Origin of the sequence: Helicobacter pylori (assembly GCF_006440215.1) — a bacterium.
Lineage (GTDB): Bacteria > Campylobacterota > Campylobacteria > Campylobacterales > Helicobacteraceae > Helicobacter > Helicobacter pylori_CS.
Genome location: NZ_VEZH01000001.1, coordinates 228,291 through 242,843 on the forward strand (window position 1 = coordinate 228,291; position 14,553 = coordinate 242,843).

The 14,553-nt window shown below is 38.6% G+C and carries 8 protein-coding genes and 5 pseudogenes; 7 read left to right on the top strand and 6 right to left on the bottom strand.

Annotated elements, in window-relative coordinates:
• Window positions 1–45: 45 nt before the first annotated feature.
• The 6 genes and pseudogenes from FIM44_RS01125 to FIM44_RS01150 all read right to left on the bottom strand — a co-directional run bounded on the left by FIM44_RS01125 (window position 46) and on the right by FIM44_RS01150 (window position 8,332).
• Window positions 46–744, bottom strand: coding sequence for a DNA-methyltransferase (locus FIM44_RS01125; protein ID WP_140578654.1), 699 nt, complete (start codon window positions 742–744; stop codon window positions 46–48).
• A pseudogene (locus tag FIM44_RS01130) lies at window positions 741–1,809 on the bottom strand (DNA cytosine methyltransferase). The gene FIM44_RS01125 and the pseudogene FIM44_RS01130 overlap by 4 nt, the downstream one beginning before the upstream one ends.
• Window positions 1,810–1,815: 6 nt before the next feature.
• Complete coding sequence (locus tag FIM44_RS01135; RefSeq protein WP_140578656.1) at window positions 1,816–3,033, bottom strand: HNH endonuclease; 1,218 nt, start codon at window positions 3,031–3,033, stop codon at window positions 1,816–1,818.
• Window positions 3,034–3,097: 64 nt separating this feature from the next.
• Window positions 3,098–3,220, bottom strand: a pseudogene (locus FIM44_RS01140) (DNA cytosine methyltransferase); the annotation flags it as partial.
• Between the two features lie 37 nt (window positions 3,221–3,257).
• Window positions 3,258–4,748 carry a sodium/proline symporter PutP gene (putP, locus tag FIM44_RS01145; RefSeq protein WP_140578660.1) on the bottom strand — a complete coding sequence of 497 codons (1,491 nt, stop codon included), beginning with the start codon at window positions 4,746–4,748 and terminating at the stop codon, window positions 3,258–3,260.
• A gap of 26 nt (window positions 4,749–4,774) precedes the next feature.
• Window positions 4,775–8,332, bottom strand: a complete 3,558-nt coding sequence (locus FIM44_RS01150) for a bifunctional proline dehydrogenase/L-glutamate gamma-semialdehyde dehydrogenase (protein WP_140578662.1) — start codon at window positions 8,330–8,332, stop codon at window positions 4,775–4,777.
• 329 nt (window positions 8,333–8,661) lie between these two features.
• Here FIM44_RS01150 and FIM44_RS01155 point away from each other — a divergent pair, with 329 nt between their 5' ends.
• The 7 genes and pseudogenes from FIM44_RS01155 to FIM44_RS01190 all read left to right on the top strand — a co-directional run bounded on the left by FIM44_RS01155 (window position 8,662) and on the right by FIM44_RS01190 (window position 14,552).
• Window positions 8,662–8,871 carry a hypothetical protein gene (locus FIM44_RS01155; RefSeq protein ID WP_000849008.1) on the top strand — a complete coding sequence of 70 codons (210 nt, stop codon included), beginning with the start codon at window positions 8,662–8,664 and terminating at the stop codon, window positions 8,869–8,871.
• A 424-nt stretch (window positions 8,872–9,295) separates the two neighbouring features.
• Window positions 9,296–9,936 (top strand): annotated as a pseudogene (locus FIM44_RS01165) (hypothetical protein); the annotation flags it as partial.
• Window positions 9,937–9,969: 33 nt separating this feature from the next.
• Window positions 9,970–11,941: pseudogene (locus FIM44_RS01170) on the top strand (hypothetical protein).
• On the top strand, window positions 11,938–12,501 hold the full coding sequence (locus tag FIM44_RS01175) for a hypothetical protein (protein WP_140578664.1): 564 nt from the start codon (window positions 11,938–11,940) through the stop codon (window positions 12,499–12,501). The pseudogene FIM44_RS01170 and the gene FIM44_RS01175 overlap by 4 nt, the downstream one beginning before the upstream one ends.
• Before the next feature lie 15 nt (window positions 12,502–12,516).
• The gene (locus tag FIM44_RS01180; protein WP_000092089.1) at window positions 12,517–12,777 is read left to right on the top strand and encodes a hypothetical protein; all 261 of its coding nucleotides are present in this window, start codon (window positions 12,517–12,519) and stop codon (window positions 12,775–12,777) included.
• A 9-nt stretch (window positions 12,778–12,786) separates the two neighbouring features.
• Window positions 12,787–14,157, top strand: a pseudogene (locus FIM44_RS01185) (HNH endonuclease).
• Complete coding sequence (locus tag FIM44_RS01190; RefSeq protein ID WP_140578666.1) at window positions 14,127–14,552, top strand: SMI1/KNR4 family protein; 426 nt, start codon at window positions 14,127–14,129, stop codon at window positions 14,550–14,552. Before FIM44_RS01185 ends, FIM44_RS01190 begins: the two are co-directional and overlap by 31 nt.
• Window position 14,553 lies beyond the last annotated feature (1 nt).

The window sequence follows — 14,553 nt, forward strand, 5'->3', positions numbered from 1 at the left end:
TATCCTTTTAAATAACTATAACACAATCTCATTCAAATAGCGTTTTTAAAACAAATTCAAACGCTTTTGGGCGGTTTGAAAATATTTTTTTTCTAACTCTATACCGATAAAATTCCGTTTTAAATTTTTACACGCTAAGCCGGTGGTGCCGCTCCCCATGAAAGGATCTAGCACGATGTCATTAGGGTTTGTGTGGATGGAAATGATTTTTTCCATTAAAGCCAGGCTTTTTTGCGTGGGGTGTTTGGTTTTTTCAATTCCGCTCACCACAGGGCTTTTTAAAATCAAGGGCCGTAAATATTTTTCATTTTCGGGTTTATTAAACACCCATTTAGCTTTCTTTTTAACCGCCCACAGGGCAAATTCCGTGTCCTGGACATAGCGCCGGTTAAGATTTCTTGGCATGGGATTACTTTTAACCCATTGGATAAAGTCTTTGATTACAAAGCCGTTTTCTTCTAAAAAATCAGCGATATGGCTTATAAACCTGTAAGAGCAAAAAATAATCATGCAGCCGTTTGGATTGACTAAGGGGGCGTAGCGCTTGATCCATTCTAAAAGCTTGAAATTTTTATCCCATTCCCCAAAATCTATGCCTTGCCTTTTAGCGCTCTTTAGGGTGGAAAAATGGTTTTTAACCGAAATGTTGTAAGGAGGGTCTGTGATGATCGCATCCACTTTTAAATTTTGCTGGTGAAAATCCTTGATGATTTCAAAAGCGTCAGCGTGATAAATTTGTATCATTTTCTTAAGCTTTTTAAGATCGCTTTGCCTAAGGCTAGGGCTAGAAGAGGAGGCACAGCGTTACCGATTTGCTTACAAACGCTCGTTTTATTGCCATAAAAGATATAATTACCGCTAAAACTCTGTATCCTGGCGGCTTCTCTGGGCGTGGTAGAGCGGTGCAATTCGGGGTGGGAGTTGGTGCCATTACTCGGGGTGTCAAAGCGTGTGTCTATGGTGGGGCTGATTTTATTCCAATTCAGGCGCCCCCATGTGCTTTTGAATTGCTGTTTGCCATGCAAGTTTTTAGGCAAGCATTCTTTGCCTTGCTCTTTATTGATGAGCTTTAATTTCTCTAATGCGGCTTGCGAGTGGTTGGTGGCTTGATGGTTGTATAATTTAGGGCTATCTTTTCGCATTAAAGCCTGATAGCTTGATTGGATAGGGTTTAAATAATCGCTCTCAAACGCCCCCTCATTAGAACAAAGATAAGCCAAATCGCTTATGGTCTCTTGAATATTCACGCTTTGAGAAGGCTCTAAAAGATTGAAATCAAAACTAAAACGACTAGCCCCTACAATAAAAGCCCTCTCTCTGTTTTGAGGCACGCCATAATCTTTAGCGTTTAGGATTTGATAGCTTAGTTGATACCCTAAAGCGTTCAATCTTTCTTTGATTTCTTCTAAAAAATAGCCTTTAGCGCAAGAGATTATGTTTTTCACGTTTTCAATGATAAAAATTTCTGGTTTTATGGCTTTGACTATTTCTATAATATTCTAAGAATAAAAAATTCCTAGGGTCTTTTAGCCCTAAATTTTTCCCTTTATTAGAAAAGCCTTGACATGGAGGCCCGCCAATGATCATGTTGATTTCTAATTTTTGAGCTAGCTTAATGACTTTTTCTTTAATGTCGGTTTGAGTGATGTCCCCACAAACACCTATGGCGTTTTTATGGTTGTTTTCAAAAGTGATTAGGGCTTGTTTATCGCAATCTAGCCCTATTAAAGCGTCAAACTCCTTTAAATATTCTAGCCCAGCACTAAAACCCCAAGCCCCACAAAATAAATCTAAAATTTTATAATTCATTTCAAGCTAAATCTTATCAATAAGCGTTAAAAAATCATCGGTTTCAAAACGCAATTTTGCGAACTCCAAATTACCTTTATTGTGATTTAGAATGTTTCTAATCAAGCGTTTTTGAAACCCTTCTGCGCTAGCCCCCTTTTTTAAAGCCCTATGACAAGTAGGGCAAAGTTTAGCGAGATTTTCTAAAACATCTAATTCTTGGTTTTTGCCTAAAGAAATCACATGGTGGATTTCAGTGTAGTAGGAATTGGGATTTTGAGTGATTTGATATAAAGGTAAAGAAAGAAAGCTTCTTTCTTTAATGTCATAATCATCGCAGCATGCGCTGCAAACATTAGGCGTTGAAAGGCGGTAAAAATTGATGATTTTGCTATCTCGTTTAAACTCCTCACTATTTTGAATAAAGCCTAACTGTTCCCTTAATTCTTTAATTCTTTTTTTATCTAAATCTTGTTGATAAACATTCTTCAAATAAAAATGAGCGCGTTCTGTAAAGCTATTACCATGATACTTTGTTGTTGGTGGGTAGCTTAATTTATGATAAATACCATCATAAATAAGAGTGGTTTTAAAAACATGCTCAGCGATTCGCACTTTATAAGGGTTAAACAAACCGATATGGTGTAAATACCAATCCAAATAAATCCTGAATTGAGCGTTTCGTTGGTTAATGCCTTGCGCGTGTTCAGGTTGTAATTCCCTAAAATTGAAATTCAGTGCTTCGCTAGGGATAATGAAAAGATCGATTAAATAATGGAACTTGTTAAATTCTAAAGGGCTATGAAAGAAGTAATCTAAAGTTAAAAAATTTCGTTGCGTATCAATGCTGCCCCTGCTTTCAAAAAAGCCGCTTAAAAAGCGTTTTTGATTGGGGGTCATTAAATTCATTAAATTAGAGCGGTTAAAAAAGTCGTTGTCTATGAGCGAGTTTAAAAGTTTCTTATAAAAAGAGTTTTCGTCTAAATGCAAGTCGTTTTCTAAAATGAAAACAAAAGTTCCTTTGATTTTTGTAACGCTTTCTTGATTGGATTGCCAAATTGGATGCGTGCTTAAAGTGTTGAGAGCGTTTAAAACCTGCACTTTGCTTTTTTCATAGTCAGGGACAAATTTTGAAGACTTGTAAGAACACACTCCATAAATACGATCATTTTTAATTTGAAAACGGCTCAACAACACCCCTAAATTAAAGGGGTCAATAGCGTTTAAAAAGCAAGAAACAAGCAACAATAACCTTTCATTTTTTAAAAGGATTATAAAATAACACTCATTAGTTTTTGTTTAAAGGTTTTAGAATGCTATCTAAAATTTCATTGGTAGCAACGCATTCAAACCCCTCTTCTAAAAGCCCATAGCACCCCACTTCTGCCCCAGAAAATAAAGAAATATAGGTTAAGGTTTGATTAAAGAGCATAGGGGAATTAAGGATTAAATTAAACTCATTTGAAGCATTAATGTTTCAAGCTCTCAATTTCTTTAAGCATGGTTTCAAAAGCCTCTTTAGTGCCTGCTCGCACGCTAGAAAACAAACTAAACACCACAATAGCTATGCTCGCTACAATAAAGCCCGGAACGATTTCATAAATATCCAAAAAGCTTTTGCCAAATTTATCGTATAAAATCACCGTGCTAGCCCCAGAGAGCATGCCAGCAATCGCGCCAATGCGTGTCATTCTTGACCAAAAAAGTGAAAACAAAATCACAGATCCAAAACTCGCGCCAAAGCCAGCCCATGCGTAACTCACGATGCTGAGAATGCTGGCGTTTCTATCCGTTGAAATGAAAAAAGCGATGCAAGCCACCCCTAAAACCGAAAGCCTGGAAATAACCATCACTAATTTTTGGGGGGCGTTTTTATTGAAAATTGTCGCATAGAAATCTTCAGCAATGGTAGAAGAGCTTACAAGCAGTTGCGAACTGGCCGTGCTCATCACCGCCGCTAAAATCGCGCTCAATAAAACGCCTGTGATCCAAGGGTTAAAGAGCAATTGACTCATCACAATGAAAATCTTTTCAGGGTCTTCTAAGCTCAAATCAAATTTATGCGCATACGCAACGCCTAAAAGCCCCATAACGCATGCCCCAATCAAAGAAATAACCATCCAAGAAATCCCAATAATGGTCGCTTTAGGGACATCTTTAATGGAGCGGATAGACATGAAACGCACTAAAATATGGGGTTGCCCAAAATAGCCTAACCCCCAAGCAAGGCTTGAAATAATGGCGACTACGCTAGAGCCTTGCAAGAAAGAAAGGTTTTCAGGCTTGATTTCTCTAATGATCTTAATCCCCTCTCCAATCCCTCCAAGATGGATTATCATAACGATCGGCACCACGATTAAAGCGCTCATCATCAAAAGCCCTTGAATCAAATCCGTCCAACACACCGCCTTATACCCTCCTAAAAAGGTGTAAGAGACAATGATCAGCGTGCCAATGCTTAAAGCGTAGTTGTATTGAATGCCAAAGGTCGCTTCAAAGAGTTTAGCCCCACTCACCAGTCCTGATGAAATGTAAAAAATAAAAAAGATTAAAATCACAAAAGCTGAAATCAAGCGCAAGATGTGTTTATCATCGCTAAAGCGCGTTTCAAAATAATCTGAAATGGTGATGGAATGAGCGATCACGCTCGTATAAATGCGCAAGCGTTTAGCCACAAAAACCCAGTTAATCAAGGCGCCCAAACTCAAGCCTATGGCGATGTGTGAGTTGATTAAACCCCCCACATATAAAGCTCCAGGTAATCCCATTAAAAGCCACCCGCTCATATCGCTCGCCCCCGCGCTCAAAGCACTAATCACAGGGCCCATGGAACGATCGCCTAAGAAATAATCTTCAGTCGTTTCATTTTGTTTGTAAAAATAAAAACCAATATAGAGCATTAACAGCGAATAAACGATAAACATCGTAACGATAGGGGTGCTTAAAACAACATGTCCCATTTTGATCTCCTTATTTAAAACAATATTTATTTTTCAGCACAGCATGATTTGTGGCAAGTTGGTCGCCTTAAAACCCTTGAGCCTAAATTCCCATAACGATGATAAGAAATGCTAACCGATCGCTCTAAGTGGTAATACAGCAATTCAAAACGCCCGTTCAAGCAGGGTTTAGACGTGGCTAAAACCATCCCTAAAGCGCTCGCTTGTTCGTGCAATAAATCCAAACTGCTTTTTAAATAACGGATACGATTGAAAGCATGCAATTTTTCGCTAAATTTTTGCAAGCTTTCATAAACAATAGGGGCGTTTGCTTGGAGCGCTTTTAAACATTCTAAGAAGAATGTTAAATCTTTGTTCGCTCGTTCGCTTTCTGCACTGATCGTTAAAGGGATTTGAGAAATTAAGCATGCCAAAACAACGCCTAACATATCGCTTAAAGTGTCCTTTTCGGTGATGCGATAGCCCACGCTTTTAACTTTAGTGTAGGAAAAAAGGTTGTCTTCGCCTCTGATTTTGACATAGTCTTTAGCTTGGCTGAATTCATGTTTGTAATGATAAGCGTAGCTCTTTGCCATAAAAATCGCGCGCTTCAACTCATGCGTATGCTCATCATAGCCTTTTTGAGTCAAGCCCTCTAAAGTTTCGCTTAAGGGGTTTTTTAGGGCGTGTTCATCTTCTTCACCTTGATGGATATTCACAAATTGCGTGATATAGTTAAAAATACCTACTTTCCTCCCAAACCCCACAGCGGATTTTTTAACCCCCCCAAAAGGCTGGCGCAAAACGATCGCTCCTGTGGTGGGTTTGTTGATATAGATATTACCGGCTTCAATGCGTTCTAAATAATACTCCCACTCCCTTTCGTCCAAAGACTCTAACGCGCTAGTCAGCCCGTAACCGGTAGAATTGACTATCTCTATCGCCTCGTCTAAATCTTGCGCTTTCATCACGGATAAAATGGGCGTAAAAAGCTCAGTTTGGTGCGTGAAATCGCCTTTTTTAGTGCCGTATTTGATGCTTGGCTTCATCAAATAGGGGTTATCATCAACAAAACTTGCCGGGATTTCGTAATTTTCATAGCTTTTCAATTCATCTATGGCTTTGATGACCTTTTCATTAGGCTTGTCCGCTAGAGTGCCGATTTTGTTTTTGAAATCAAAAGGATCGCCCACGCTAAGGCTTAGAGTCGCATCTATCAAAGTCTTTTTAAAGTTCTCATCTTCATAGACTTCTTTTTCTAACACTAAAAGCGAAGTGGCAGAGCATTTTTGCCCCGAATTGCTGAAAGCTGAATGGATGACATTCTTAATCGCCTGGTCTCTGTCTGCCATTTTGCTCACAATGGTGGCGTTTTTGCCGCCCGTTTCAGCGCTCAAAGCTAGAGTGGGGTTAGCTTCTAGCATTTTGTAAGCGGTGTCTTCGCCCCCGGTTAAAATGGCAAACCGGATGCTTTCATCTTTTAAAAGGTGTTCGCTAATATCGCTCCCTTTAGAGGGCAAGTAAATGAGCGCATCTCTAGGCACGCCCGCATCCCAAAAGCACTCACAAAGCTTATAGCCCGTTACGCTAGACAAACTTGAGGGCTTGTAAATCACCCGATTGCCAGCGGCTAGGGGGGCAGCGATAGTGCCTACAGAAATGCCCACAGGGAAATTCCATGGGGCAATGACCACACCCACGCCTTTGGGGGTGAATTGGGTTTTTTTATTTTGCTCTTGTAACACCCTTAAGCTGTAAGGGTAAAACTCTAAAAAGTCAATGGCTTCGCTCACTTCAGCGTCCGTTTCAGCGAAAGTCTTACCCACTTCTAAAGCCGAAATCCCTATTAAATCGTCTCTTCTTTCTCTAAAAAGCTGAGCGGTTTGACTCAATAAAGCATGGATTTCTGTGAAGCTTTTTTGACTGAAATGACTCTTATCGCTTTTAGCCACTTCTAGGGCTTTTAAAATCGCTTCTTTATCCGCTAAATGCACGCTGGCGATTTTTTTATGATGGATTTTATCAAAGACTTCTAAAGGGGTTAAATTAGGATCTTCAAACCTCCCATCTATTTCTGGGTAAAGCTCTAAAATAGGGGCGTTATGCATTTTCTCGCGCACTTTTTTAGCCCACTCTCGGTTGGCTTTTAAAATAAAATCGGTATCGCTTTCGTTTTTAAAGGAGTGGTTTGGGTAGGTGGTATGCCCGCTTTGTTTGGCGTTCCTGTCTTGAGTCCTGTGGGTGGCATTGTCTAAAGTGGCGATTCCTTTAAGGCTGTTTAAAAAGCGTTGTTCTTGATCTTTCCATTCGCTCGTGCCTACTTTGAGGTTAAAAAAAGCTTTCATGAAATTATCGCTTGAGGTATTTTCATCTAGCCTCCTCACCAAGTAAGCGATCGCATTGTTAAAATGCGCTTCATCGCACACCGGCGCATAAAGAATGAGTTGGTGCATCTCTTTTAGTTCCTGGCTCGCTTGCAAGCTCATGCCCTCTAGCATTTCAAAGCTAAAATGCTCTAACACAACAGGGTCGTTAAGGGCATGGATGCGCGTATAGACATAAGCGATTTCAAAAATATTGTGGCTTGCTGCGCCAATATGAATGTATTTATAATTATCGCCCTCTAAAACAAAATCCAGCATTTTATTGTAATTAGAATCGGTGTCTTGCTTACTAGAAAATGTGGGTAACGCCCAGTCTTTCACGGAAGCGATCGTCTCTTCGCTCTCCATGTTCGCTCCCTTAACAAAGCGGATTTTAATGGGCTTTAACCCTTTTAAAACCCTTTCTTTAGAAAAAGCGTGCAGTTTTTTCAAATATTCATAAGAATCAGGGATATAGGCTTGCAGCACAATACCGGCGTTCAAATCAAATTTAGCGATGGATTCCATAAAAGACTCCACCGTGAGCTCTAAATCCCTAAATTCCTCCATATCCAAATTAATAAATTTAGGCATGCCTTGCTTTTTTTCTTCTTCTAAAGCTAGGGCATAAAGAGCGTCTAGGCGTTTGACAATCTCTTTTTTAGAGTATTCAAAATCAAGGATATTGATTTGAGAAAAAATCGTCGTGATTTTAATGGAAATGTATTGGATGTAGTTGGATTTTAGGGCTTGAGAGTATTTTTCAAAACGCGCACTAGCTTCTTCTTCGCCTAAAACTTCTTCGCCAATAAAATTCACATTCAAAATGATTTTTTCATTTTTTCTTTTTAAAATCCGCTCTTTTAATTGGCTTTCTTCTTGATCCAAGACCATCGCTTTTGTGTCGCTTCTGATTTTATTGACAAAGAAAGGCACGCTCATATCAGGGAGCATTTTCCCAAAGCTCAAAAACCCCATTAAAAGCAATTTTTCAAATGAAGAAAAAATCTCACGGCTTTTGTATTTGTCTAAAACATGCTCAATCATTTCAAAGCGGGCTTTATTGTCCAGGCATCTAAAACTCCGATCCATAAGTTCTATAAGCATGACTTTGTTTTCAGGGTTGTTTAAAAGCTTTTGCATTTTAGAGTGGAACGCTTTTTCTTGCTCGCTCAAATGGTTACTGATACTATCTTGCAGTTTTTTGGCTAATTCTAATGAATCGTCAATGATTTTTTGCATGAGCTTACCTTTTATTTAAGAATTTGGCTTGATTGTAGCATGTTTTAAGTGGGTTTTTAAGCGGTCATTTTTAATAATGATTTTTAATTTGTGGTTGTTTTTATACTAAATGAATTTAATTATTAAAATTGATTTTTTTAAAAGTGGTAATTATTTACCGCTTACGACAAAAATTAGAGGAATTTTTTATCGTTTAAAAAGTTCGTTTACTTTTCGTTTAAAAATGAATTTTATCATTCTCGCCGTGTAATTTAAAGTTTAGCTTATTCAATTAAACGATTTTAAATTAAACGGATTTACAACAAATTTTACAAAACAAAGGATATAAAATGAAAACAATTAAAAATGGTATTATGATTGGCACACTCGGTGCGTTGTTATTGAGCGGTTGTTCTAGCTTTGATACTCAGCGTTTCGCTTGTCTTCCTAAAGACCATTCTTTAAAAGACGCTTCTACAAAAAAAGAAGCGCAATACACGCCTAAGGGCTTTTTTGACCCTTATTCTTCTAATTTAAACCACTGGGATTCTACATTCTAGGGGTTTTTAAGAGGGGGGCGAAAAAGGGGGGGATAATAAAGCTCATTTTAAGTTTTCTCAAATTACAATAACCACATTTTTAACATTGATATAAGATAAAAGGAGATATTCTTATGAGTGGTGCTCATAGTGTAGAAAACACGAATATTTCAAAAACGACTGCTTCCACCCCCCCAATAATGAAGAGCTTTTAAAATCTGTTGAAGATCTTAAAGATGGCTTTAAAAAATTAGAAAACAAATTAGAAGACCTTGAACCCTTTGTAAAAATCTCTCGTTGCATAGGCTGCTTTTTTAGAAAATCCTCTAACGACACCCAAGAAAACTCAAAAGACGCTCAAAAAAAAGAGGAAACGCTTAAAGAAGTCCAAGAAGAAAACACCAAACTAAAAGAAGCAAACACCGAACCAGATAGAGAAAGAAATGATCTAACTAGAGAAAAAGATAAGTTAGCTAGTCAAAATACAGATCTGGCTGAAAAAATAAATCTCTAACTACAGAAAAAGACAATCTAAACAATCAGTTTAATGCATCACAAAAGCAAGTGAAAGATTTAGAACAATCTCAGCAAGTTTTAAAAACTGAAAAAACCGAGTTATCAAAAGAAAAAGAAAATCTAACTAAAGCAAACACCGATCTGAAAACCGAAAACGACAAGCTCAACCACCAAGTTATCGCACTCACTAAAGAGCAAGATAGCCTAAAATATGAGCGAGCGCAATTGCAAGATACGCATGGACTTTTAGAAGAATTATGCGCTGATTTAGAAAAAGACAACCAACACCTAACCGACAAACTCAAAAAGTTAGAAAGTGCTCAAAAAAATTTAGAAAATTCTAACGATCAGCTATTACAGGCTAAAGAAAACATAACCGAAGAAAAAACAGAATTGGAGCGAGAAATGGCGCACTTGAAGAGTTTAGAAGCCACAGACAAAAGCGATCTGGACTTGCAAAATTGGCGTTTTAAAAGCGCGATAGAGGATCTCAAACGCCAAAACAGAAAATTAGAAGAAGAGAATATCGTGCTCAAAGAGAGGGTTGATGGCTTGAAAGAGCAACCCTAAAAAACAACCAAAACAATATTAAAGGAGAATATCATGGTAACACCCTTACAGAGTTTAAGGTTGCCGATTGGCCACCCGTTAGTAGAGATTTTGTGCAAGCTGTCTTTAAAAGATAAGCCGCATTCAATGAAGAAGCTCCGATTGATTTCAAAAAAGAAGTGTCAGAAGAAGAGAAAATCAAGTTCAAGCAAGCGTTAAGAGTGCTTCATGCGATTGTCAATAATGAGACTTCTTTAAGGTATCTTTCTGATGACAATCAAAAATTCATGGAGAGTTTAGCGCAAGCTGAAAAGATCACTAATGAGCTTGTAGAAAAAACCTTAGAAATCGTTTCTTATAGCGATGTGGATGTGGATTTTGAAGCGTTTAAAGAAATGATGCTCAAGATAATGATTTGTATCGGTTTTTTTCTCAATTGAAGCAATGGGCTGGAGCGGATAAAAAACGGGATTTTAGGGATTTTAAGGAGGATTTTTCTTTAGAAAGCTTCGCTAATTGCACGGATTTTAACCCTATAGAAATCTATGCTTACTGCATCGGCCGCTGCATCAACAACATGCAAAATGGCGTGTTTTTGAAATACTTTTTATCCTACCCCATCAAGTATGAAAAGCATCAGGCTGAAAAAATCAGAGAGAGTTTTGAAAAAGGCTTGAAAAAATCTTTACCCAGGCATGTTTTTGACGATGAAAAAACGGCTAAAACTTTCAAAGTGGAATTGAGAGTGAGCGAGCCTTGCGCGTATGCCATTAGCGCTTTAAAAAGCTATGGGTTTTTTAAATCAGAGAAGTTAGACAAGCCGGTTTATTACGGGGTGTTTGATTTTGGGGGCGGGACGACGGATTTTGACTTTGGCAAATGGGAAAAAAGCGCTAATCCTAAGTTCGCTTACAAAATGACGCATTTTAGCAGTGGGGGGGATAAGTATTTAGGCGGTGAAAATTTATTGGAATTATTGGCTTGGGAAGTGTATGCCAAAAATTTCCAAGAGCTGAAAGCAAAAGACATTGTCATCGCTAAGCCCAACTATGACAGGATTGATACGCAACGCTTTGGGTCGTTTATGCAAAACTCTAGTGGAGCGCGCTTGAATTTGCAAACGATCGCTTCTAAATTACGCCCTTTTTTAGAAAATCTAGACGCTGATATTATAGAAGCGATAGAAGAAAATGAAGAGTTTAACATAGAGGGTTTTGAAAAGGATTTTAAAACCATGCTGTTGGATAGGAATGGGGTAGAAACGGAATGCGATCTTAAAGTTGATTGCAAAGAGCTTTTAAACCTTTTAAAAGACAAGATCAATGAAGGCGTTGCCAACTTCTTTGCCGGATTTTCTAAAGTGATGGCTGAAAACATTGATGATCAGTGTCGGGCGTTTCATATTTTCTTAGGCGAGAATGCGAGCCGTTCGGTGTTAGTCAAACAAGCGTTTGAAAACGCCAAAGAAAAGCAGCTCAAAGATTACAAGCAAAAGACTTCTAAAGAGGATTTTGCATTCATTCTTTATGAGCCGCTAGGCACAGAAGCATCAGACAAACAGATTTTAGAGCTGACAGGAGAAGACGTTTCTAAGATTCCGGTTTATTTGAAGACCACTTGCAAAACCGGTGTGGCTTTCGGGCTTTTAGAAAGCAGACCCAAAGCAGGCGGGATTGAAATGCCCTTTATAAATTCCAATCCTGTGTTTAAATACGATTTAGGCATTGAGAGAGAAGGGAAATTCCACTCTAGAATCAGTCGGGATTCTTTAAAGCCTGATGAATACCAGATTTTCCAAACTAAAGAGGAATGGGGAGGCTTTGGTGAGTTAGAGATACGATACAGCGACAAACCCTTAGCCAACACCAACACTTTAAACATTCAAGACGCACAACTCATTTTTATAGCACTAGAAGAGCATGAAGAAATGGATGTGAAGGTGTGCTGTGTGGATTCACAAAGCATTAAAGTGGGGCTGTTTAAAGGCGATCAATTAATCTATGAAAGCGAGGTAGAAAAATTATGATGACTAAGAATGCGTATGCGTTTGTCGTGATTGAAGAAAGCGTTATGGTGTTCAAACACACCAAAGATAAGGGGCTAATCCCTATCACTGAAGGCTTTTTGCCTTTAAAAGAGGGCTTTTTGAAAAATTTTAAAGAGCGTTGCAATTTGGAATTTTTAGAAAATTTAGACCTTTTGTTTTTGTATGATTATCAATGTTCAAGCGAGGTTTTTTCCTTGTGTAAGGATTTGAAAAATTCCATCTGGGACAGGAAGCTTGTGGTAGCGTTAGTGGAGGCTTTAGAGGGGTTTAAGGATTGTAATTTGTCGCTCCAAATAGAAGACAAGCGTTCTAACAGCTTGGGTAATGGCGCCAAAAAATTGCTCACCAACGCTGATTTAGGTAGCAACCATAAAGCAATCGTGATAGACAGCATGAAAACATACCACCAAAGCCAGCAAGAAAAATATAAAAGAGAAAGAGGCCAAGCAAAAGAAGTAGAAACACCCCCTAGCTATGGGGGTGGAAGCATTAGAATCAGCGGCGATAAAAAGCCTGATTTTGATGAAGAAAATTTTTAAAAGAAAGGACAACAGATGAGCAGAGTGCAAATGGATACCGAAGAGGTCAGGGAGTTTGTGGATCATTTAGAACGCTTTAAAGAGTTATTGAATGATGAAGTGAATGGCTTGAGCAGCCATTTCCATAGTTTGGATTCATGGCAAGACGCTAGAAGAGACAAATTCAGCGAAGTGTTAGACAACTTGAGAAGCACTTTCAACGAGTTTGATGAAGCCGCGCAAGAGCAAATCGCATGGCTTAAAGAGAGGATTAGGGTTTTAGAAGAGGATTATTAAGGATGATTCATAGCTGAATGGAAAACGGACACAGAAGAAGTCAAAGAAATCGTTAAAAAATGCAGGGATTTTAAAGGATCCTTGCAAGAAGAAAGATGTGCTCCATTCATCAAAAACCTTGATGGATACGCACAAGAAATCCTACTAGAATGCAAAAAAATTGAACTCCAGTTGCAAGGCGCTATAGAAGGATTAAGAAGAGCCAAAAAAGATCAAGATGGCTTTTGGAGTTTCCTTTTAGAGGGTGTGAGAGATATTTGTAGTATGACCTCGAGGGTTATCCCACTTGCTGAACTGGGTGTTAAAGCTTGTGATAAGGCTTTAAATCTTATGAAAGAAAACACAGAAAAATACGAAAAGAATGTGAAGTTATTAGAATAAGCGCTTGAAATCTACTCCATTCAAGCCAAAGCGAGCGTGGAACTTGTTAGGGGAGCTTGGGAGGGCGTTAAAAAAGCGTTGGACTTTTATACTGATAAACACCAGGAATTTATCAAGCGTTTGAATCAAGCGAATGAAGCGATAGATAGCGAATACAATATCGAGCCCCCAGAAATTTTAAAAGAGCGCGATTTTGAAAGCCCTACGATTGTTTATAGGCCTAAAAAAAGCGTTTATGATGAGCGCTTAAAAGATTTAAGGGAGAATTTTAGCTTTTCTTTATACGCTGATTTGAAAGACAGGTTTCAGCGTAGCTCTAGCGGTGGGTTAGATCACGCTAAAGCGCCTAGAGATCATGGAAAAGATTTGATGAGCGGCGCGTATTCTTTTGATGGAGATTTGTCATTAGCCAAAAAGAATGGCGTTAAAAACTTCAAGGGAGCTTTAAAAGACTTTGGCGAAAAAATCAAAAAATCCCCCAACGATTTGAACGCTATAAACGAAGCTTTTAATAACCTAGAAACAGAGTTAGAGCGCGCTACAGAAAATTTGAGCCAAAAAATAGCGCCCGTCTTAGAGCGGTATGAAAATGATAAGCACCATGCGTTGGGTTATGGCGAGTTTTTAGAAAAAGAAAAAGAGGGCTTTATGGTAGATGAGCAAAACCCCTATCCGGAAGAAGTCCGCTTCAATGAGTTGCATTTAGCGGAGTTTGAGAGCGTTTTTAGCGTTATTGTGCCTTTAGAGGATTTAGACAAAACCGCATGCGCTCATCATGCCCTAAAGGCTTTAGAAGCCGCGCTTAAAAATAGGGATTTGGGCTTTGATGCGACAGAATTAGAACAGATCGCAAAAGGATTCATTCCTAGGGGGTATTTGTGGCATTTTGACGCGAATGTCTTAGGGAACTTGGCGTTGGTAAAAGAAGAGTTATTATTAAGCGTGAAACACACGAAAGGATATTCACTATGGAAACAATTCCTACAAACTCAGAACTGAATTGGGAATTTGTAGAGCCGCTCAATGACAATGCATTGAGTGGGTTAGAAGATCAATTAAAAATGGGGTTGAGCGATGCGTTTAAGGACTTTATCAAACGATCAAATTATGGTTTTAGCCAGTGGCGATCTTTTATGGTGGGCAATAAGTCTTACACGTTCAAACATGTTTTGAATTTCAACTTAGAGGGCAAGGGCTTATTTGTTGATTTTATGCAGAGCTTAAAAGAATGGTTAGAGCCTGAAGAAATCATCTTCGCTAATGACGGGTATGGGGGGTATTATCTTTTGAATACGACTAGCGATGTGGTGCTGTTTTTAGACACTGATGATAGCTCAAAACATGTGCTGTTACACCTTAAAATGTTTTTAAAAAAACTGGAATCAAGGGGTTAAA

Bases quoted from the DNA above. Each gene is read 5' to 3' on its own strand.
- FIM44_RS01125 (WP_140578654.1), bottom strand. From the start codon at position 744: ATGATACAAATTTATCACGCTGACGCTTTTGAAATCATCAAGGATTTT.
- putP (WP_140578660.1), bottom strand. From the start codon at position 4,748: ATGGGACATGTTGTTTTAAGCACCCCTATCGTTACGATGTTTATCGTT.
- FIM44_RS01150 (WP_140578662.1), bottom strand. From the start codon at position 8,332: ATGCAAAAAATCATTGACGATTCATTAGAATTAGCCAAAAAACTGCAA.
- FIM44_RS01155 (WP_000849008.1), top strand. From the start codon at position 8,662: ATGAAAACAATTAAAAATGGTATTATGATTGGCACACTCGGTGCGTTG.
- FIM44_RS01175 (WP_140578664.1), top strand. From the start codon at position 11,938: ATGATGACTAAGAATGCGTATGCGTTTGTCGTGATTGAAGAAAGCGTT.
- FIM44_RS01180 (WP_000092089.1), top strand. From the start codon at position 12,517: ATGAGCAGAGTGCAAATGGATACCGAAGAGGTCAGGGAGTTTGTGGAT.
- FIM44_RS01190 (WP_140578666.1), top strand. From the start codon at position 14,127: ATGGAAACAATTCCTACAAACTCAGAACTGAATTGGGAATTTGTAGAG.